This window comes from Sphingomonas sp. RB1R13, assembly GCF_036663775.1.
Taxonomy (GTDB): domain Bacteria; phylum Pseudomonadota; class Alphaproteobacteria; order Sphingomonadales; family Sphingomonadaceae; genus Sphingomicrobium.
Window position 1 is genome coordinate 516,562 of the sequence record NZ_JAXOJM010000003.1, and the last position, 21,085, is coordinate 537,646.

19 protein-coding genes are annotated in these 21,085 nt (G+C 66.1%); 9 read left to right on the forward strand and 10 right to left on the reverse strand.

Annotated features, from left to right (window positions below; genetic code table 11):
* The first annotated feature begins 75 nt into the window (after positions 1-75).
* On the forward strand, positions 76-903 hold the full coding sequence (locus U1700_RS11965) for a transglutaminase-like domain-containing protein (protein ID WP_332752883.1): 828 nt from the start codon (positions 76-78) through the stop codon (positions 901-903).
* Here the strand turns inward: U1700_RS11965 and U1700_RS11970 are convergent.
* From U1700_RS11970 to U1700_RS11980, 3 genes are read right to left on the reverse strand one after another with little or no spacing between them, the layout of a single operon-like run.
* Complete coding sequence (locus U1700_RS11970) at positions 900-2,912, reverse strand: M3 family metallopeptidase (protein ID WP_332752884.1); 2,013 nt, start codon at positions 2,910-2,912, stop codon at positions 900-902. The genes U1700_RS11965 and U1700_RS11970 overlap by 4 nt on opposite strands.
* Positions 2,905-3,720, reverse strand: a complete 816-nt coding sequence (locus tag U1700_RS11975; protein WP_332753012.1) for a transglutaminase-like domain-containing protein — start codon at positions 3,718-3,720, stop codon at positions 2,905-2,907. The genes U1700_RS11970 and U1700_RS11975 overlap by 8 nt, the downstream gene beginning before the upstream one ends.
* A 2-nt stretch (positions 3,721-3,722) precedes the next feature.
* On the reverse strand, positions 3,723-4,643 hold the full coding sequence (locus tag U1700_RS11980; protein WP_332752885.1) for a transglutaminase family protein: 921 nt from the start codon (positions 4,641-4,643) through the stop codon (positions 3,723-3,725).
* A gap of 35 nt (positions 4,644-4,678) precedes the next feature.
* Between U1700_RS11980 and U1700_RS11985 the strand changes: the two genes are divergently transcribed.
* The 8 genes from U1700_RS11985 (at position 4,679) to U1700_RS12020 (ending at position 14,263) form a co-directional block, all read left to right on the forward strand.
* On the forward strand, positions 4,679-5,437 hold the full coding sequence (locus U1700_RS11985; RefSeq protein ID WP_332752886.1) for an N-formylglutamate amidohydrolase: 759 nt from the start codon (positions 4,679-4,681) through the stop codon (positions 5,435-5,437).
* A 262-nt stretch (positions 5,438-5,699) separates the two neighbouring features.
* Positions 5,700-5,789 carry a potassium-transporting ATPase subunit F gene (locus U1700_RS11990; protein ID WP_332752887.1) on the forward strand — a complete coding sequence of 30 codons (90 nt, stop codon included), beginning with the start codon at positions 5,700-5,702 and terminating at the stop codon, positions 5,787-5,789.
* A gap of 10 nt (positions 5,790-5,799) precedes the next feature.
* Positions 5,800-7,491, forward strand: coding sequence for a potassium-transporting ATPase subunit KdpA (gene kdpA, locus U1700_RS11995; RefSeq protein ID WP_332752888.1), 1,692 nt, complete (start codon positions 5,800-5,802; stop codon positions 7,489-7,491).
* A gap of 30 nt (positions 7,492-7,521) precedes the next feature.
* Entirely contained in the window at positions 7,522-9,501 is a 1,980-nt protein-coding gene (gene kdpB / locus U1700_RS12000) for a potassium-transporting ATPase subunit KdpB (RefSeq protein ID WP_332753013.1), read from the forward strand.
* 22 nt (positions 9,502-9,523) lie between these two features.
* Positions 9,524-10,345: a transporter gene (locus U1700_RS12005; RefSeq protein ID WP_332752889.1), complete on the forward strand. Its 822-nt coding sequence runs from the start codon at positions 9,524-9,526 to the stop codon at positions 10,343-10,345.
* A gap of 11 nt (positions 10,346-10,356) precedes the next feature.
* The gene (gene kdpC / locus U1700_RS12010; protein ID WP_332752890.1) at positions 10,357-10,947 is read left to right on the forward strand and encodes a potassium-transporting ATPase subunit KdpC; all 591 of its coding nucleotides are present in this window, start codon (positions 10,357-10,359) and stop codon (positions 10,945-10,947) included.
* Positions 10,944-13,589, forward strand: a complete 2,646-nt coding sequence (locus U1700_RS12015) for a sensor histidine kinase KdpD (protein WP_332752891.1) — start codon at positions 10,944-10,946, stop codon at positions 13,587-13,589. Before kdpC ends, U1700_RS12015 begins: the two co-directional genes overlap by 4 nt.
* On the forward strand, positions 13,586-14,263 hold the full coding sequence (locus tag U1700_RS12020) for a response regulator transcription factor (RefSeq protein ID WP_332752892.1): 678 nt from the start codon (positions 13,586-13,588) through the stop codon (positions 14,261-14,263). The genes U1700_RS12015 and U1700_RS12020 overlap by 4 nt, the downstream gene beginning before the upstream one ends.
* Here U1700_RS12020 and U1700_RS12025 read toward each other — a convergent pair.
* The 7 genes from U1700_RS12025 to U1700_RS12055 form a co-directional block, all read right to left on the reverse strand.
* Positions 14,220-14,786 (reverse strand): A24 family peptidase, encoded by a 567-nt coding sequence (locus U1700_RS12025; protein ID WP_332752893.1) that lies wholly within the window; start codon positions 14,784-14,786, stop codon positions 14,220-14,222. The genes U1700_RS12020 and U1700_RS12025 overlap by 44 nt on opposite strands.
* Positions 14,783-15,583: a hypothetical protein gene (locus tag U1700_RS12030; RefSeq protein WP_332752894.1), complete on the reverse strand. Its 801-nt coding sequence runs from the start codon at positions 15,581-15,583 to the stop codon at positions 14,783-14,785. Before U1700_RS12030 ends, U1700_RS12025 begins: the two co-directional genes overlap by 4 nt.
* Positions 15,583-16,386, reverse strand: a complete 804-nt coding sequence (locus U1700_RS12035; RefSeq protein WP_332752895.1) for a LytR C-terminal domain-containing protein — start codon at positions 16,384-16,386, stop codon at positions 15,583-15,585. Before U1700_RS12035 ends, U1700_RS12030 begins: the two co-directional genes overlap by 1 nt.
* 100 nt (positions 16,387-16,486) lie before the next feature.
* Positions 16,487-17,464, reverse strand: a complete 978-nt coding sequence (locus U1700_RS12040) for a type II secretion system F family protein (RefSeq protein ID WP_332752896.1) — start codon at positions 17,462-17,464, stop codon at positions 16,487-16,489.
* A gap of 4 nt (positions 17,465-17,468) precedes the next feature.
* Positions 17,469-18,470, reverse strand: a complete 1,002-nt coding sequence (locus U1700_RS12045) for a type II secretion system F family protein (RefSeq protein WP_332752897.1) — start codon at positions 18,468-18,470, stop codon at positions 17,469-17,471.
* Positions 18,467-19,876: a CpaF family protein gene (locus tag U1700_RS12050; protein ID WP_332752898.1), complete on the reverse strand. Its 1,410-nt coding sequence runs from the start codon at positions 19,874-19,876 to the stop codon at positions 18,467-18,469. The genes U1700_RS12045 and U1700_RS12050 overlap by 4 nt, the downstream gene beginning before the upstream one ends.
* A 2-nt stretch (positions 19,877-19,878) precedes the next feature.
* Positions 19,879-21,084, reverse strand: a complete 1,206-nt coding sequence (locus U1700_RS12055; RefSeq protein ID WP_332752899.1) for an AAA family ATPase — start codon at positions 21,082-21,084, stop codon at positions 19,879-19,881.
* Between the last annotated feature and the right edge of the window lies 1 nt (position 21,085).

Here is a 21,085-nt window from a genome sequence, read left to right on the forward strand (position 1 = left end):
CGCTTCAAACGATCGTCTGTACGGACTTCACGGAGGAGACAGCAGTCACTCCTCCCTCCATGAAGGTCGTCTCCCATGTTGATTCGCGCTGGCTTCGATATCGGCTTTGCCACCGATCGCCCGGTCCCGACGCTCGCCAACCTCAGCGTCCACCCGTCGCGTAATCGCGACCTGCGCACGGCGCACCGGATCATGACAACCCCCGACGTACCGATGTACGACTATGTCGATTCCTTCGGTAACATGTGCACGCGACTGATCATCCCCGCGGGCGGGATCGTCATTTCGAGCGGCTTCGTGATCGAGGACCCGTTTACCCCCGACGAGGTCGTGCCCGACGCGCGCCAGGTGCCGATCGAGGATCTCCCCGACGACGCGCTGATATTCCTGCTCGGTAGCCGCTATTGCGAGACCGACAAGATGTCCGATCTGGCGTGGGCGAATTTCGGCGGCCTGTCGGGCTGGGCGCTGGTCCAGGCGATCGTCACCTATGCGCACGAACGCATCACCTTCGATTATATGACCGCTCGGCCCGACAAGACTGCGTGGGACGCGCATGAGGAGCGGGTCGGGGTATGCCGCGACTATGCCCATCTGGCGGTGACCTTGTGCCGCGCGATGAACGTGCCGGCACGTTACTGCACCGGCTACATGGGTGACATGGACCTGCCCAATCTGGTCGGCGAGATGGATTTCTCGGCGTGGTTCGAGGCCTATCTCGACGGGCGCTGGTTCACTTTCGACGCGCGGCACAATTATCCGCGTCGGGGTCGTATCCTGATGGCGCGCGGGCGCGACGCGACCGATGTCGCACTGACCAATACCTTCGGGTCGACGACGCTGACCCGGTTCGATGTCTACGCCGACACTGACCGGCTGGGGGCAATCGAACCTAAAAGCTAAGCCAGACGGCGGTCGCGGAGCAGCGCGCCCTCCCGCGGGGCGCGGCCGCGGAAGGCTTCGAACGAGATCATCGGGTCGCGGCTGTTGCCCGGCGCGAGGACTTCGCGGCGGAAGCGCTGAGCCAGCGCGGGATCGAAGATATCGCCAGCCTCGGTGAAGGCGGCGAAGGCATCAGCGTCGAGCACTTCGGACCATAGATAGCTGTAATAGCTGCCGGCATAGCCACCGTCGAAGACATGGGTGAAGTGGGTCAGGCCATGGCGCGGGGCAATGGCGCCGGGCATGCCGAGGTCGGCGAGGGTCTTGGCGGCGTGCCCGGCAGCGTCGGTCGCGGCGGCGGGATCGCGGTGGAGCGTCAGGTCGACGATCGCCGAGGCGAGAAACTCGATCGTCGAGAAGCCCTGGCCGAAATCATCGGCGTGGCCGATCGCGGTGATCAGCGACTGGGGCAGGCCGAGCGAGCCGAGCGTCTCGGGCGCGACGATCCAATGCTCCATATATTTGCTCGGAAATTCGACGAAATCGCGAGCGACGGCAGTGCCTGCCTGGCTGGGGTAAGTAACGTTCGAGCAGAGCGCGTGGAGGGCGTGGCCGAATTCGTGGAACAGGGTGCGCGCCTCGTCGATCGAAAGGCCGGCATCTGCGCCGCCGGGCGATTTGGCGAAATTGGCGACGAGATAGACGATCGGCGCGACCGCACCGTCGAGCTTCTCCTGCACCCGAAGCGAGCCCATCCACGCCCCGCCATGCTTTTGGGAGCGCGCGAAATAATCGGTGTAGAGCAGCCCGAGAGGGGAGTCGTCGGCCTCGCTCACGGCCCATGACTGGACGTCGGGGTGCCAGCCGGCGAGGTCGGTGCGAACATCGAACTTGAGGCCGTAGAGGCGCCCGGCGGTGGCGAAAGCGGCGCTGCGCACCCGGTCGAGGGTCAGGTGGCGGCGGACTTCGCCGCCATCGAGGGCATAGCGGGCGACGCGGACCTGCTCCGCATAATATCGCCAGTCCCACGGGGCAAAGTCGGTGATGCCGTCGGCGGCGGCGAGTGCCGCAAGCTCGGCCTGTTCGGCGGCAGCCTGAACCAGCGCCGGGTGCCACACCCGCATCAGCAGGCCCATCGCCGCGTCGGGGGTCTTGGCCATGCTGTCGACCAGCGCATAGTCGGCATAGCTGGCATAGCCGAGCAGCGCCGCTTTCTCATGGCGCAGCGCGAGGATGCGATCGACCAACGGGCGATTGTCGTGCGCCCCGCCGTTGCCGCGGCCGGTGAAGGCGCGCCACATCGACTCACGCAGGTCGCGGCGGGTCGAGAAGGTCAGCATCCCTTCGGCATCGCCGCGGTCGAGGGTGACGAGGAAGCGTGCCGGATGGCCGCGCGCCTCGGCGCGTCTAGCAGCGGCAGCGCGCATCGTCTCGGGGAGGCCATCGAGATCGGCGGCGTCGAGCAGCAGCTCCCAGTCGGCGGCCGCGGCGAGGACGTTCTGGCCGAATTCGGTCGAAAGGCCAGCAAGCTCCTCGGAAATGGCAGCAAAGCGGGCCTTGTCCGTTCCGTTCAGTGCTGCGCCGCCATCAACGAATCCGCGATAACTGTCGTCGAGCAGGCGGCGCTGAGCCTCGTCCAGCCCGAGCATGTCACGCGCCGCCCACAGCGCACCGACTCGGGCGAACAGCCGCGGGTCGTGGGCGACGCCGGTCCCGTGGCGGGTAAGCATTTGCGAAACGGCGGGCTCAATTGCCTGAATTTCGGGGCCCGACTGGGCCGAGGCGACCGTCCAGAAGATGCGCCGCGCGCGCGACAGGCGCGCCCCTGCACGCTCAAGCGCCTCGATGGTGTTGGCGAAGGTCGCGGGGGCATGATTGTCGACGATCGCGGCAATGTCGGCGGCGGCCTCGGCTATCCCCGTCTCGAACGCCGGGAGATATTGATCGGGGGTGATGCGGGCGAAATCGGGCGCGGCGAAGGGCAGCGTCGAGGCATCGAGAAGCAGGTCGCGGCTAAGAACGTCAGCCATCCGTTTCGACCTCGTCGGTGTGAACGGCGAAACCGGTGAGGACCGCCGGGCCGAAGGTGGTGGTCAGCGCGGTATCGGCGGCGTCGCGCCCGCGCGCCATCAGGACACGGCCAATCCGTGGCATGTTGTGGCGGGCGTCAAACGTGTGCCACGCGCCGCCGAGATAGACGTCGAACCAGGCCGAGAAATCCATCGGCGCGTCGACCGGCGGGATGCCGATGTCACCCAGATAGCCGGTGCAATAGCGCGCCGGAATGTTCATGCAGCGGCACAGGGTGACTGCGAGGTGGGCGAAATCGCGACATACCCCCTCCTGCTCTTGGTGCGCGTCCCAGGCGGTTTTGGTCGGCCGCGCGAAATGATAGCCAAACTCGATATGGTCGTGGACGAAGTCGACGATCGCCTGGACCCGCTGCCACCCGCCGGTGAGATGGCCAAAGCGCGACCACGCAGTGTCCGACAGGCGATCGGTCTCGCAGTAGCGGCTGCCGAGCAGGTAGACGAGGACATCATCGGGAAGCTCCTCGACGACGTGCTGGACCGCGCTGGGGGACTGCGGATCGGGCAGGCCGCTGTCGTGGACAGTGAAGTCACAGCTCAGCGTCAGGCCGCCCGGCGGGACGGTCAGCCGGGTGCAGGTGTTCCCGAAGGCGTCGAGATAATCATACATCGCGACTTCAGGCGTGGTCACGATGCGGTGCGGGGTCACGAGGTCGTGGTTGCGCGACGGATGGATGCTGAGCATGGCCATCATCGGGGTCGGCAGTTCGGTTTCGTAGCGGATATCGTATCCGGCCTTGATCAGCATCGTCACTTACTTTCCCCAACCGCACGCGGCGTCGAATGAGCGTGGGAAACGCGCTCATCGACCGAGATGTTCACATCAACGCTCATGTCGATGAAACTTCCCGGAAATCCGCTCCACGTCCCCGATATCGGGACTGCCTGGTAGATATCGCGCGCAATCGCGACGCGGATCAGCCCGCGATTGCCGATGATGCCGTTGGTCGGGTCGAATTCGACCCAGCCCGATCCGGGAAGATAAACCCGCACCCAGGCGTGAGTGTTGCCACCACCGACATGGTCGTCGCTCGCGGTTGGGCTATAAACATAGCCCGACACGAACCGCGCCGCGAAGCCGAGCGCCCGCGCCGCCTCGATCATCAGCATGGCATAGTCGCGGCAGGTCCCGCGGCGCATGGTCAGCGTCTCGATCGGGGTTTGCGTGCCCTTTTCGGGGCGCGAGACATAGGTGAAGTCGCGCTTGATGGTCGCAGTCATGTCCGACAGCAGGGCCAGCGTATCGGTCTTGCCGTTGGGGTTGAGGAAGCGCTGTGCCCAGCTGTCGATCTGGCGCAGCGGATCGAGATGCTGGCGCTCGATCGAGCGGAGCAGGTCGGGCATTTCCTCAGAGGCGTAGGTAAACGGATAGTCGCGGGCATAATCCTCGATATCGACGTCCTGGACCGCCGCCGGGCTGTGCGCGAGCATGATCGTGCTGTCGATCGTCAGCGTTCTGGCGCGCTTGGTGAAGGTCGCGATCGCCACCGAATTGCCGAACACGTCCTGGAGCCACCGAAGCTCCGACGGCGGCGGGTCGATCTTCAACTCGGCCTCAATCAGGTGCTGGTCATAGCTTTCGCGCGGGCGGACCATGATGCGATGCTCGCCAAACGACACCGGTTGGCGATAGGTGTAGCGGGTCACGTGGGACAAAGTCAGAAAGGGCATCGCGCATCCGTCGCATGAACAGCCAGTCCAGCCAAATGCTGCTTACAGCCGATGATCCGTCGCCGGTTCAGATCATCAACCCGCAAGGGCCTTCGCCGTTCCTGCTGATCGGGGATCATGCCGGCAATGCGATTCCTTCACGGATGGGATCGCTCGGGTTGAGTGCGAACGAGCTTTCCCGGCATATCGGGTGGGATATCGGGGTCGCCGGGCTTGGCGAACGGCTGGCCGAAACGATCGACGCAACATTCATCCGCCAGACCTATTCGCGGCTGGTCATCGACTGCAATCGCGATCCGGATCAGGCCGATGCCACGCCCGAAGTCAGCGACGGGACCGTAATTCCGGCCAATAGGGGGCTTGGCGAAGCCGACCGGGCGGCGCGAGTCGCTGCGATCCACGCGCCCTACCAGGCCGCGATCGGGGCAGAAATCGCGCGCCGCGACGCCGCCGGGGTGGAAACGGTGCTGGTGTCGCTGCACAGCTTCACCCCGTCGATGCGCGGGATCGACCGGCCATGGGAGATCGGCATATTGCATGGCGGCGGTGACGAGCGGTTTTCGATCGCCCTGCTGGGGCTGCTAGAGCGAGAGCCGGGGCTGACGGTCGGTGACAACGAGCCTTATGCGATGGACATTATCGACTACACCGTGCCGCGACACGCGTTCGAGGCTGGACGGGCTTATGTCGAAATCGAGATCAGGCAGGATTTATTGGCGACGGCCGAGCACCAGGTCGAATGGGCGACGAGCCTTGCCCCGCTGCTCCAGCAGGCGCGGTTGGCCAGCCGCTGACGACGCGCTGGGCGCCAGCGCATCGATACGCGCCCATTGACGATATTCATTTCGCGAAGGTCTTTGCCAAGGATATGCGAGCCCGATAATGACCCTCGACCTGATCTGGATCACCGGCGTACGGGCCCCGGAAAAAAAGGTTAGTGCGGCGGGTGCAGGATAGCGGATAGTTTTACGGCTATTTTACGCCCCCGCCCCGGCACAGCTGTCGCGATTTTACGCGCATGAGTTCATTCGAACAGGCTTATCGGGAGCCCGTTTGATGAATTTCGACCTTGCCGCCGGCGCCGTCGTGGCGCTGACTGTCCTCGTTTACCTCACGGCCGTGCTCGCTCGGCCCGAGCGCTTCTGAGGGGGCTGGCATGACCGTCGCCGGCTGGATCCTGATCCTCGTTTTCATTGCGCTGTTCGTCGCGCTCGCCAAGCCGATGGGCGCGGCGCTGTTCGCGATGTACGGCGACAAGCCGCTGCCGCTCGCGCGGATCGAGAACGGCTTTTACCGCCTCTCAGGGGTCAACCCCAAGGCTGAGCAAAGCTGGGTCGGTTACGCCTGGGCGGTAATGATCTTCAACATCTTCGGAATCGTGAGCCTGTTCGCGATCCTCAAGCTTCAGGGTGTGCTGCCCTGGAACCCCCAAGGCTTTTCTGCGGTCGAGACCTGGCTCGCGTTCAACACCGCAGTCTCCTTCGTCACCAACACCAACTGGCAAAATTATGCCGGTGAATCGACGATGTCCTATTTCACCCAGATGGCGGGGCTGACGGTCCACAATTTCCTGTCGGCAGCGACCGGGATTGCAGTGGCGTTTGCACTGATCCGCGGATTTGCGCGGTCTTCGGTCAAGACGATCGGCAATTTCTGGGTCGATATCACCCGGGTGACGATCTACATCCTGCTTCCGATCTCGTTCCTGCTCGCCATCGCCTATATCGCGATGGGGGTGCCGCAGACGCTTGGCGCCTACATCGATGCGACCACGCTGGAAGGGGCCAAGCAGACGCTCGCCGTCGGCCCGGTCGCGTCGCAGCTGGCGATCAAGATGCTGGGCACGAACGGCGGCGGCTTCTTCAACGCCAATTCGGCGCACCCGTTCGAAAATCCAACTGCGCTCGCCAATATCCTGCAGATGGTGACGATCTTCGTCATCGGCGCCGGGCTGACGCTGTGCTTCGGCAAGGCGGTCGGGCGCGAGCGCCAGGGCTGGGCGATCCTCGCCGCAATGGTCACGCTGTTCCTGATCGGCGTATCTGTGACCTATTGGGCTGAGGCAGCGGGCAATCCGATCCACCATGCGCTGGGCGTCGCCGGTGGCAATATGGAGGGCAAGGAAGTCCGCTTTGGCATTGCCGCCACCTCGCTGTTCGCGGTCATCACCACGGCGGCATCGTGCGGCGCGGTGATCGGGATGCACGACAGTTTCATGCCGCTCGCCGGGCTCGTCACCATGTTCAACATGCAGCTTGGCGAGATCATTATCGGCGGGGTCGGCGCGGGCCTTTATGGCATGCTGCTCTATTGCATCCTGGCGGTGTTCATCGCCGGATTGATGGTCGGCCGCACGCCTGAATATGTCGGCAAGAAGATTGAATCGCGCGAAATGAAGCTGAGCGTGATCGCGATTGCGATCCTGCCGCTGTTCATCCTCGGTCTGACCGCGATCGCCAGCGTCACCGCCGCCGGGCTGGCCGGCCCGCTGGCCAAGGGACCGCACGGCTTCAGCGAGATCCTCTACGCCTTCTCCAGCACCGTCGCCAACAATGGTTCGGCGTTCGGGGGGCTTACGGGGAATACGTTGTTCTACAATACGATGATGACACTCGCCATGTTTGTGGGGCGGTTTGGCGTTATTATTCCAGCACTTGCGATCTCCGGAGGGCTCGCTGCGAAGAGACGCATCCCAGAAGGTCCGGGCTCGTTTCCGACCACTGGACTACTGTGGGTCGGCCTGCTCGTGTCGATCATCCTCATCGTCGGCGGTCTCACTTTCCTGCCCAGCCTGGCCCTTGGACCGATCGCGGATCAGTTCGCGGTCTCGGCCGGCACCCTGCTTTAAAAGGCACGTACCGTGGCTGCACCGTCGTCGATGTTCACGCGCGAGCTGGTCGTTCCGGCGATCCGCGACAGTTTCCTCAAGCTAGATCCGCGCACGCTCTACAGAAATCCGGTGATGTTCGTGACGGGCATCGTCGCGGCGCTGTCGACCCTGTTGTGGGTCAAGGGGGTGATCGGCGGCGTCGGCAATGCCGGCTTCCAGGGACAGCTGGTCTTCTGGCTGTGGCTCACGGTGCTGTTCGGCAATTTTGCCGAGGCGCTCGCCGAGGGCCGTGGCAAGGCGCAAGCCGCATCACTGCGCGCGACCAAGGCCGACCTCAAGGCCAAGCTGCTCGACGGCAGGATCGTCGATGCCGCGACGCTGAAACTGGGCGACGTGGTCCGGGTCGACACCAACGAGCTGATTCCGGCCGATGGTGAAGTCGTGAAAGGCGTGGCGTTCGTCAACGAAGCCGCGATCACCGGCGAAAGTGCGCCCGTCATCCGCGAAGGCGGCGGCGACCGGTCGGCCGTGACCGCCGGCACGCGGGTCATTGCCGACTGGATCGAAGTCAAGATCACCGCGGCGCCCGGCGAAGGCTTCCTCGACCGGATGATCGCGCTGGTCGAAGGCGCGAGCCGCCAGAAGACCCCCAACGAAGTTGCGCTGACGATCCTGCTCGCAGGGCTGACGCTGATTTTCCTGATCGCGGTGGGCACGCTTCCGGCGTTCGCCAGCTATGCCGGTGGCGGGATCCAGGTCCCGGTGCTGGTGGCGCTGTTCGTGACGCTGATCCCGACGACGATTTCGGCGTTGCTGTCGGCGATCGGCATCGCCGGGATGGACCGGCTCGTGCGCTTCAACGTGCTGGCGAAGTCGGGTCGCGCAGTCGAGGCGGCGGGCGATATCGACGTGCTGCTGCTCGACAAGACCGGCACGATCACCATCGGTGACCGCCAAGCGACGGCCTTCTATCCGCTAAAAGGTGTGTCCCTTCAGGAAATGTCGGCTTCGGCGCGGCTGGCGAGCTTGGCCGATGAAACCCCCGAGGGTCGTTCGATCGTCGTGCTGGCCGGCGACGGTGAGGGAATGCCCGAGGGTTCCGAGCCGATCGCCTTTACCTCGCAAACCCGCGTGTCGGGCCTCAAGATCGGCGAGCGCGAACTGGTCAAGGGCGCGGTCGACGCGATCCTCAAGCGGATCGGCGATGTCGACGGCGCCGACGAGCTGCGTATCATTTCCGACGGGATCGCGCGCCAGGGCGGCACCCCGCTGGCGGTCGCCGACAACACGCGCCTGCTCGGGGTCGTGCAGCTGAAGGATATCGTCAAGGCGGGGATCCGCGAGCGGTTCGGCGAGCTGCGCCGGATGGGCATCCGCACCGTCATGATCACTGGCGACAATCCGCTGACCGCCGCCAGCATCGCGGCCGAAAGCGGGGTCGATGATTTCCTCGCCGAGGCAACGCCAGAGGACAAGTTGGAGCTGATCCGCAAGGAACAGCAGGGCGGCCGTCTGGTCGCGATGTGCGGCGATGGCACCAATGACGCCCCCGCCCTTGCCCAGTCCGACGTCGGGGTGGCGATGAACACCGGAACGCAGGCGGCGCGCGAGGCGGGCAACATGGTCGACCTCGACAGCGACCCGACCAAGTTGATCGAAATCGTCGGACTCGGCAAGCAGCTCCTTATGACCCGGGGCGCCTTGACGACTTTTTCAATCGCCAACGACGTCGCCAAATATTTCGCGATCCTGCCGGCGATCTTCGTTGTGCTCTATCCCTCGCTTGGCGCGCTCAACCTGATGCATCTCGGCAGTCCGCAGAGCGCAATCCTGTCGGCGATCATTTTCAACGCCCTGATTATCCCGGTACTCGTCCCGCTGGCGCTCAAGGGGGTCAAATATCGCCCGGCGGCGGCGGCCAAGCTGCTTACCCGCAACCTGGCCTTTTACGGCGTCGGGGGGATCATCGCGCCGTTCATCGGGATCAAGCTGATCGATCTCGTCGTTACCGCTCTTCACCTCGCCTAGCCCACCCTTTCAGAGAGACAAGATGATCAAGTTGTCCCTTCTCGCCGCCACTGCGTTGTTCGTGCCGGCTGCAGCCTTTGCCCAGAATGCCGCGCCGGCGCCCGCCGCCGCACCGAGCGCACCTGCGCTGTGCACCGACCGTCCGACCAAGGCGACGTCGGCCTGCACCGTGCCCAAGGGCATGGTCCAGTTCGAAAGCGACATCGTCAACTGGACCCGCAACAGCGACAGCGGCGTCCGGACCGACGTCACTCTCTATTCCAGCCCGATGCTCAAATATGGCCTGACCAGCTCGACCGACGTCGAAGCCGCAATCACGCCCTATGAGACAATCACCACACGCGATGCGACCGGCGAGAGCAGGATCAGCGGCGTCGGCGACCTCTATCTGCGGGTGAAGCAGCGCCTGACCCCGAGCGACGCCAAGGCGCAGTTCGCGGTCATTCCCTATGTGAAGATCCCCACGGCCAAGCTCGGCATCGGCAACCGCAAGGTCGAAGGCGGGGTCGTCGGCACGGGGGTGTTCAGCCTGCCCGACGGCTTCTCGCTGACGGTGACGCCCGAAATCGACGCCTTGCTCGATGGCGACGGGCATGGCCATCATGCCCAGTTCGTTGGGGCACTCAACGTCAGCAAGACCTTGTCGTCGAAGCTGACCGCCTCTGCCGAGCTGTGGACCGCGCAGAACCAAGATCCGGCGGGGCATGTTCGCCAATATTCGGCCGACTTCGCGCTCGCCTATCTCGCCGGCCCGACGCTCCAGCTCGACGCCGGGACCAACATCGGCCTCAACCGCGCGACCCCCGATGTGCAGGTCTATGCCGGCATTTCGACCCGCTTCTAAAGGATCACCAGATGAGCGACATCGCCTCGGCCATCCGCCCCTCGATCGTCATGACAATTGGTTTTACCCTGTTGTGCGGGATCGCCTATCCGCTTGCCGTCACCGGCGTCGGCCAGGCGGTGATGCCGAACCAGGCCAATGGCAGCCTGATCGTCGACGACGCGGGCACGGTAATCGGGTCCGAGCTGATCGGGCAAAGCTTTGCCAAGCCAGGCTATTTCCACAGTCGCCCGTCGGCGGCGGGCAAGGACGGCTATGACGCCTCGGCATCCAGCGGCAGCAACTTGTCGCCGGGATCGAAGGACCTTCACGACCGCATCGCCAAGGATGTCGCGGCGGCGCACAAGGCAGGCATCGCCACCGTCCCGGCCGACATGGTGACGACATCGGCATCGGGGCTCGATCCCGACATCAATCCCGACAATGCGCTCGCGCAGGCACCGCGTATCGCCCGGGCGCGCGGGATCTCGGTGGCCAGGGTCAACGACCTGATCGACAAGACCGAGGCGGGCAAGCTGATCGGCTTCATCGGCGAGCCGCGGGTGAATGTGCTGGCCCTCAATCGACAGCTTGATGCGATGTCCGCTACCAAGGCCAGGTGAACGACGACCGCCGCCCCTCGCCTGAAGCGTTTTTGACGCAGGCCTCGCGCGAGGGGCGCGGGCGGTTGAAGATCCTGCTCGGAGCGGCGCCAGGGGTCGGCAAGACAGTGGAAATGTTGCGCGAGGGGGCGGACCTGCTCGCACGCGGGACCGATGTCGTGCTCGGCGTGGTCGAAACCCACGGGCGGGCCGACACCGAGGCGCTGATCGCGCCGTTCGAACTGCTCCCCCGGCGCGGGGTCGAGCATGGCGGGCACAGCCTCGACGAGTTCGATATCGACGCGATGCTCGAGCGGCGGCCCAGGCTCGCGCTGATCGATGAATATGCCCACACCAACGCACCCGGGTCGCGCCATCCCAAAAGGTGGCAGGATGTCGAGGAGCTGCGCGACGCCGGGATCGACGTGTTTACCACGCTCAATATCCAGCATGTCGAGAGCCTCAATGACGTCGTCGCCAGCTTCACCAAGGTGCGGGTGCGCGAGACGGTGCCCGATTTCCTGCTCGACGATGCCGAGCTCGAAATTGTCGACCTTCCTCCCGACGAGCTGATCGACCGGCTGAAGCAGGGCAAGGTCTATGTCCCCCAGGAAGCGACCCGGGCGCTCAACAATTTCTTCTCGCGATCGAACCTGTCGGCGCTGCGCGAGCTGGCATTGCGGCGCGCGGCACAGACGGTCGACCGGCAGATGCTCGACCAGTTGCGCGCGTCGGGCGAGATCGGCAATTTCGCGGCGGTCGAGCGGATCGTGGTGGCGGTCGGCGATCAACCGGGGGCGGAGAATTTGATCCGTACCGCCAAGCGTCTGGCCGATGGGCTTCGCACCAGCTGGAGCGCGGTGTGCATCGAAACGCCGCGAACGCTGACGCTGGGCGAGAAGGCGCGCGCGCGGATCGGCGAGGCACTACGGCTGGCGGGGTCGCTCGGCGCAAGCGTCGTCACCGTTCCCGCCGAGGATGTCGTGTCGGGACTTCGCGATCACTTGACCGAGACACGGGCGACCCTCTTGGTCATCGCCAAGCAGCAGCGCAGCTGGTGGTTCGCGCTGCGCCATCGGTCGGTCGTCGACCAGCTGGTGCGCGAACTTCACGGCGTAACGGTCCATGTCGTCCCGGTCGAAGGCATTGCGCCGATCGCGGAGAAGCGCAACGCGACTGCGGGGCCACCGCTGCGAAACATCCTGTTCGCGCTGGTCGCGGTCGCCGCAACGACGGGGTTCGCGTGGATCATCGAGCCGATCGTCGGGATCAACGCGGTCGACCAAATCTATCTCGTCCCGGTGGTCGTCGCGGCCGCCTTCCTCGGCATGCGCTCGGCGATGGTCGCGGCGGTGGCCTCTGCGCTCGCCTATAATTTCTTCTTCCTGCCGCCGCTTTACACCTTCACCATCGAGGATCCGCAGAATGTCGTGACCTTCGTCGTGCTGGTCGGGGTCGGGACGGTCGTCGCCCAGCTCGCCGGAGGGTTGCGACGACGAGCCGTCGTCGGCGCGCGCGCGGCGGGCGAGAATGCAGCGATCGCCGCGTTCGGCCAGCGGCTCGCCGGCCTGTCCGACCGCGAAGGGACGGCGGGCGCGGTGACCGAGGACATCGCCCGGCTGCTCGACGTATCGACGATGCTGCTGGCACGCGACAAGGATGGCCAGATCACGACTGTCGCGGGGGTTCCCGAGCATGTCACGCTGAGCCCGATCGACCTCGCTTCGGCCGACTGGTCGTTCGAGCGCGGCGAGTCGGCGGGCAAGGACACCAAGACGCTGACCGCGAGTGACTGGCAGTTTCATCCGCTGGCAACCTCGCTCGGCGTGCTGGCAGTGCTCGGTGTGGCACGACGCGACGGGCGCACTCCGGTGCCGGGAGATCGTCAATTGCTGTTCGCGACGATCAAGGGGCAGGCCGCGCTGGCCTATGAGCGGATCAAGCTGGAAGCCGACACGCGCGAGATCTCGGCGCTTCGCCAGCGCGACGACCTGCGCACCAATTTGCTCGCCTCGATCGGGCATGACCTCAAGACCCCGCTGACGTCGGTCGTGGCGGCGGCCGATGCGCTGGCGGCGTCGTCGCCACCGTCCCCCACCCTGACGACGCTGGGGATAGAGGCGCGGCGGCTCAATCGGTTCTTTGATAATCTGGTCGAAATGACGCGGATGCAGGATGGCGCACTGATGCCGCAGATGGAGGCGACCGACCTGACCGACGCGGTTGCCTCGGCGGTGCGCGACTTGCGCATCGAGATCGGCCAGCGCGGGGTGGAGATCGACGTGCCGCCGTCGCTGCCGCTGGTCAGCGCCGACCCGCGGATGCTCCATCACATGCTGATCAACCTGATCGGGAATGCCGCAAAGTTCAGTCCCGCCGACCGCACAATCACGATCCGCGGCACGCGCAGCGCAAAGGGGCTCGAACTGGCGATTGTCGACGAAGGCCCTGGATTGCCCGAGGGCGATCCGGCGCGCCTGTTCGACCGATTCACCCGGGTCGAGGGGAGTGACCGCACCGGCGGCAGCGGGCTCGGCCTTGCCAACGTCAAGGGCTTTGCCGATGTCATGGGGCTTACCGTCTCGGCGCATAATGAGCCGGGGCACGGCGCATCGTTCGTCATCGCCTGGCCGGGAGCGATGATCACCGACGAGGCGTCATGACCGCGCCGGTGCTGATTATCGACGACGAAGCCGCAATCCGGCGGCTGGTGCGCGGTGCCGCCGAGCGTGACGGGCTGGCGGTCGACGAGGCGGAAAATGCCGCGACCGGGCTGGCGATGGCGCGGCGCGCGGGGTGCGAAGTGGTGTTGCTCGACCTTGGCCTGCCCGACCGTGACGGGATCGAGCTGATCCCCTTGCTAAAGGCCGCCGACCGCGCGGTGATCGTCCTGACCGCGCGCGACGATGCGCAGGAAAAGGTCATAGCGCTCGACCTTGGCGCCGACGATTATCTGACCAAGCCGTTCGACACAGCCGAATTGCTTGCTCGATTGCGGGTCGCCTTTCGCCATCGCAGCGGGCGGCAGAGCGAAGTCGTCGAAGCCGGCGCAGTGCGGATCGACCTTGGCCGCCATCAGGTGACGCTTGACGGCGCGGCGGTGCCACTGACCCCGCGCGAATTCGCACTAGTGGTCGAGCTTGCCCGCAACGCCGACCGGGTGGTCACGCACCAGAGTTTGCTGCGCACCGTGTGGGGGCCGGCGCATTCGTCCGACGTCGAATATCTGCGGGTCGCGATCCGCTCATTGCGCAAGAAGCTGGAGCAGGACCCGGCCGACCCACGCCTGTTCGTCAACGAGCCGGGGGTTGGCTATCGGCTGGCGACGCTGCGCTAGGACGACCGAAGCTGGGCAGATTGTGGAGTGGGTCGGTCAGCGCGGCCCGTGCGCGATATTGCCCGCCCATGACGAAAGCGGCGCCGGCGACAATGGCGATGCCGTAGGGGATCATCCCGCGCTTGGAGGGGCGTTTGCGCACGCGGGCTATCAGGCGTCGCCCGATGATCATGACGAGCGCAAGCAATCCGCCCGCAATGGTCACGGCGATGACCAGCAGCACGGCGTCGCGGAGTCCAAACCACAGGCCGAGCGCGGCGAGCAGCTTGACGTCGCCCCCGCCAAGATTGCCGGTAGCAAAGGCAGCGGTTCCGAGGAGGAGCAGGCCGAGGAACAGTGCACCATTTTGCCACATCGGCCAGGCGAATCCATGGAGGGCCATCGCGGCGACCCCGAGGAGCAGGACGGCCAGCGACAGGAGATTGGCGATGCGCATCATCGCCGCGTCCTGGATCGCGGCGGCGGCGAGGACCAGGGCAAGGAGCAGCAGCAGCCAGACGGGCGCAATCTGGACGAGGCTCATGGCGCTATAGTGGTCGCGGTGAGATTGTTGGCGGCGCGTTGATACCAGTCGTCCCGCGCCGCAATCGCCTGCGAGAAAGCGGCAATGGCGCGAGGGCGGTCGTGGCGGAGGAGCGCGGCGACCCCGGCGTCATTGAGCCGCGCGGCCCAATGCCGGTCGTCCTCGCCGGGGCTTCGGGCCGGAAGCGCAGCAGCAATGGCGGCGCGCGCGACCTGGAGATTATTGGCGATGCGCGCGTCGGTGGGGGAGCGGGCAGCAGCGGCGGCGAGCAGTGGCTCGGCCCCGGCCCAGTCGCCGCGCAGGAGCAGCGACCATCCTCGATTATTGGCGATCCCGGGCTCGTCGGGCGCAAGCGCCGCAGCGCGCGCGTAGGCGGCGTCGGCGGCGGACCAGTCGGCGCGGCGATCGGCGAGCACCGCCAGTCCGTTCCACGATTGCCATGAAGCAGCGGGGCCGGCGGTGGCGATGGCGAGATAGGCGGCGGCACGCTCCGTGTCGTTGGCGCGAAGGGCGGCGATCCCGGCCCGCTCGGCGAGCTTCAGGTCGCTCGGCGCGGCGGCGGCGAGGTTGGCGTAGCGGCGAAGCGCCTCCCGGTCGTCACGCGCGGCAAAGGCAAGGTCGGCCCGCAGGCGGTCAGTGCGGGGGCCTGACGGGGCAACGTCGATCATCAAGCGCGCCTGGTCGAGACGACCGGCAATGATTGCGCGGGCCGCTTCGTCGAGAGGGGACGAGTTAGGCGAAGACGAGTTGGGCTGGGTAGGAGTGGCGATGGCGAGCATCGCAGCCAGCAACAGCATCAGCTGCGGAGCGTCCGGGACCGGCCGGGCGTGCTATTTTGGCCGAGGATAACGAGGATCGCGGCTTGGCTGACGGGGCCCGGACGGGCGGCAATGCCGAACTGGGCGGCGAGGCGGCGCGCGAGGCGCTCGCTGCCGACGGGGTAGAGCAAGTGGCTGACGGCGACGGGACGCGGGGCGTCGCCGATCGCGATCCGCCGCCAGCCGCGCTCCGCAAGCCAGTCGCGGGTCGCCGCTGCAAGGCCCTGGCGACGGGCGGCGTTGAGCAGGCGGATGCTCGGCTGGGGGATGGGACGTAGCGAAGCGGTGCGGGGCGCAACGGACGGGATGGGGACGAAGCGGGCGACCGAGGCGGTCGTCACCAGCGCGACCTCGCCGAGCGAGAGGCGCTCGAGACGTGGGCCTGCAGGTGGCGGCGCGGGCGCCTCGACCGGGGTGGCGGCGGGGAGCGCGATCGTCAGCACCGGAGCGGGCGCGGGACGATCGCCGGCGCTGGCAATTTCGCGGCGGACCTCGGCGGCCTGGGCAAGCTGGCCGTCGTCGGTCATCGAGCTAGCGAGCGCCGTCAAGGTGACGGTGTCGCGCGGAGCCAGCGACAGCGCGCGCTCGAACATCGGGCGCGACAGGTCGGGTCGACCCATCATTTCATAGGCCGCCGCAATGCCCCTGAGCGCCGCGACATTGTCGGGCTGCTGGGTGACTGCGCGGCGGAAGGATTCGAGCGCGAGGCCGGCGTCGCCGAGCGCCAGATGAGCCCTGCCCTCAGCCTCGAAAACCGAGGTCGAGGCGACACGGACGGACACGGTGCCGAGCGGCCGAATCGCGACCTGATTCCGGGTTGCGCAGGAGGAAGATATAGTTGCAAAAGCAACTAGTGATAATGTGGAAAAGGGACGCTTCATGTCAGCCTCCTCTGAGCGCGGGGACGATGGTGCGCACGACCCGGATCGCGGCCGGGAGCATGAGCACGCCGATCATCACCGGCAACATGCAGGCGACCAGCGGAATCGACAGGAGGACCGGCAGGCGGTGGGCCTTTTCCTCGGCGCGCATCCGCCGCCGCTCGCGCATTTCGGTAGCATAGACGCGCAACGTCTGGGCGATCGAGGAACCCAGCTTCGTCGACTGGATGAGCAGTGTCGCAAAAGCGCGGATCTCGTCCGCGCCCGAGCGGTCCGCCATTCGCCGAAGCGCGTCCTCGCGGCTGCGCCCGGCGCGAAGTTCGAGCACCACCAGCCCAAGCTGTTCGGCGAGCAGCGGGTGCGAGGCCGTCATTTCCTGGCCGACGCGGGCAAAGGCAGCCTCGATCCCCAGCCCCGCCTCGACGCACACCAGCATGAGGTCGAGCGCATCGGGGAAGCTGTTGATCATTGTTTCCTGGCGGCGCCCGGCCTTGGCACTTATGAACAGCGCGGGAATGTACAGCCCCGCCGCGGCGGCGATGATCAGCGTAAAATAAAGGCGGATGATGCTTGGCGAGGAGCCGCTGAGCGAAATCCATGCGAACAGCGCGAGCGGCAGGCCGATCACCAGCATCAGGCGGATCAGCGTATAGACCCGCGGCGCATGGGGCGCCTTGTAGCCCGCCGCGATCAGCTTTGTGCGAAGGATCTGATCCTTGGTATCAACCAGCGACAGCCCGGCGCGCTCGACCGCGTTGACCATCTTGATCCACGCGCCCTCGGTATCGCGCGTGCGCAACGCATCGGGAAGGTCGCTGCGCAGCGAGACCGGGTCGGCATCACCGATGAGCCGCTGGCGCATGGCCTGGCGCGTGCCGATCGCACTCGCGACAAGATAGGTAGCCGCCATGACCAGCGCGAACAGCCCGGCAAGCAGGACCAGCTTGAGCAGCAAATTCTGGGCAATGAGTTCAGTCATGCGGTCATACCTTGAGATCGACCATCTTGCGGATGGTGAAGAAGCCGATGAGGTAAAGAATGATCAGCGCGCCAAAGCCGAGCGTGAAGGCGGGATCCCCGGCGACGTCGAGGTAGAATGACGGGTTGAGGATGAACAGGGAGACCAGGACGAGGATCGGAAGCGCGGTCAGCATGATCGCCGACATCCGCCCCTCGCTCGACAGCGCGCGGACCTTCATCATCATCGACGCGCGCTCGCGGATGACCTTGGACAGATTCTCGAGAATTTCGGCAAGGTTGCCCCCGGTCTCACCCTGAACCGCCAGGCTGACGACGAACATCCGCATGTCCTCCATCCCCCAGCGATCGGCCATCGAGGCGATCGCGTCGCGAAGGTCGGCGCCATAAGTGACCTCGTCGACGACGAGACCGAACTCGCTGCCAATCGGGTCGCTCATCTCAACCGTCAGCAGGTCCAGCGCCGAGGCAACCGGATGCCCGGCGCGAAGTCCGCGGACGAACACGTCCAGCGCAACGGGGAATTGCTCCTGCATCCGGCGGCGGACGCGGTTGGCCTTGGTCTGGAGGTACATCAGCGGGACGAACCCGCCGATGAGTGCCGACATGGTCACCACCAGCAGCAGCCGGCCAGGGCTGATCGCGATCCCCTTGCCAACCATCAGCAGCAAAAGGGCGAGGAACAGCACGACCGGGACGAGGGTCAGGATCAGCAGCACCCGCGCCGGGGCAATGGTCATCTGGGTGGCGATCACCAGCCGTTCGAGCCTCCCGCCGATCCCGGCCATCGACGGCGGCAGGGAAGCGGCGAAACTTCCCGCGCCGCGGCGCAGGATGGTGCGGGTCTCGCCGCGCGATCGCCCATTGTCGATCATCCTGAGCCGCGCATTGATCGCGCGGCTGTCGGTCCGGCGGGAGGCGAAGTACGACACGAGTGCCTCGACCCCGAGCAACACCGCGCCGAACACGCAGACCAGGAACACGGCTTTTACCCAGGTCGGATTCATGCGTCGAACCTTGCGTCGGGCCGGAACAGCTCGGGGGGCAGATCGATGCCGTGGGTGCCGACCTGGTCGGCGAAGCGCGGTCGGATGCCGCACGCCTCGAACCGGCCGAGCACTTCATGGTTGGCGCCGATCCCGGTCTGCTTGAAGCGAAAAATCTCCTGCATGGTGATGACGTCGCCCTCCATGCCGGTGATTTCGGACAGGCTGGTCAGCTTTCGGCGGCCATCGGACAGGCGGCTGACCTGGACCACGACGTGGATCGCCGAGGCGATTTGGCCGCGCGCCGAGCGGGCGGGGATGTCGATCCCGCTCATCCCGATCATCTGTTCGATGCGCGACATGGCATCGCGCGGATTATTGGCATGGACCGTGGTCATCGACCCTTCGTGGCCGGTATTCATCGCCTGGAGCATGTCGAATGCCTCGCCGGCGCGCACTTCGCCGACGATGATCCGGTCAGGGCGCATGCGCAGCGCATTCTTGACCAGCTCACGCTGGGTGATCTCGCCCTTGCCCTCGATATTAGCGGGGCGGGTTTCGAGCCGGGCAACATGTTTCTGCTGGAGCTGAAGCTCAGCCGAATCCTCGATCGTGACGATCCGCTCGCGCGGGTCGATGAACGCCGACATGGCGTTGAGCAGGGTCGTCTTGCCCGAGCCGGTGCCGCCTGAAATGAGCACGTTGCGTTGCGATGCCACGACCGCGCGGAGGACTTGCGCCATTTGCGCGGGCACGCTGCCGATTTCGGTCAGCCGCTCCATCGAAATGGGGATCCGGGCGAACTTGCGGATCGAGAGCAAGGAGCCGTCGAGCGACAGCGGCGGGACGACGGCATTGATGCGGCTGCCATCGGCCAGGCGCGCATCGACCATCGGCGAGCTTTCGTCGACCCGGCGGCCGACCGCCGAGACGATCTTCTGGATGATCCGCAGCAAGTGACGCTCATCCTTGAAGCGGACCGCGCTGGGCTCGAGGATGCCGTAGCGCTCGACGAACACCGAAAACGGGCCGTTGACGAGGATGTCGGTGATCGTCGGGTCCTTGAGCAACGGTTCGAGCGGGCCGAGGCCGAGCAGTTCGTCGAGGACGTCGGCGACGAGTTGCTTGCGCTCGACGGTGTTGAGCGCGTGGCTTTGCTTGGCCAGCTCCTCGTGAATGATGTCGCCGGTTTCCTCCTCAATCTGCTCGCGCGACATCTGGTCGAGCGCAGACAGGTTGATGAGGTCGAGCAGCCGCTGGTGAAGCGCGACCTTGAGATCGGTGCGATGGTCGCGCGACGCGAAGGCGCCAGCGTCACCGACGGTGAGCTTGCGCTGCTCCTCGAGCGAACGTGCCGAAAGCTGGATCGCGGTTTCGGGATCGACGGCCGGCGTGGGCGCCGGGGCGGGCTTGCGGACTTGCCACATGGTCAGCGCTCCAGCCGGAGGATATCGGCAAGCGCGAGGTCGAGCCGGTCGAGCTCCTTGCCCAGCGTGCTGCGCCGCTTGATCTCGTCGATCGGCACGCCGCGGTCGGTCGCGGCGCGCATTAGTTCGGGGTCGCTCGACACGGTGAAGGCGATGTCGCGGCCAAGGACGTCGCGGACATTGTCGGCGCCAAGCGTGCGCAGCGCGGCCTTGTCGAAGCGGTTGACGAGGATGCGGAGGTCGAGCCCGTCGAGGTTTTGCGCCGCGATCAGGTCGAGCTGGCGGCGGGCGCGATGGAGGCTGCCAACGCTGAGGTCGGTGACGAGCAGGACGAGATCCGATGCGGCGAGGAGCGAGAGTGTCCAGTTGGTCCAGTTGGTCGGCAGCTCGACGATTACCGTGCCGAACTCGCGCGCCGCGGCGGCGACGATGTCGAGCAGCGGGTCGGCAACGGTCGATTCGATTGGCTGAAGGTCGGCGGGGGCGGCAATCAGGAACAGCCCGCTGTCGTGCGAGGTCGCAACCGAGCGGAGCAGCGCGCCGTCGAGCCGCGTGCCGGCGTCGAACAGGTCGGACAGGGTCAGCCGCGGGGCAAGCCCGAGCTTGAACGCGGCGTCGCCGAACTGGACATCGCAATCGACCAGGCAGGCTTCGCGCCCGGCGGCGGCTTCGGACCGGGCGAAGCGGATCGCGATCTGGGTGGCGAGCGCAGTGGCGCCGACCCCGCCGACGCTCTTGATGACAGTGACGATGCGCGTCGGGCGGAGCGGAGCCGCAACGGGAACGGCGACGGTCTTTTCGCGCAAGGGCTTGAGCGACGCCTCGAGCTCGGCAATGTCGAGCGGCAGCGGCAATACATCGTGCGCCCCGGCCCGAAGCAGCGCGCGGACCAGCGCCAGCGGCGGCTCATAAGCGGCCGCGATCAGCGGGACCTCGCTCGACCCGGCGAGCGCGGTGAAGCGGCCAAGCGACGCGGGATTGTCGGGATCGACCTGGATGACGGCAGCGGCGGCCCCGGCAAGCTCGGTCCGCGCAATCGGATCGGTGGCCGGGCGGACGACCAGTTCGATGCCATAGCCCGCCGCCTGCGCCCCGATCAGCGCCCCGGCATCCCCGCTTGCGCCGCTCAGGAACAACATCACCGACGCCTCGCGGCGATCGGGGCGCCAGCTGGAGGCGGGGGACTGGGCGGGCGTGAACGCGGTCATG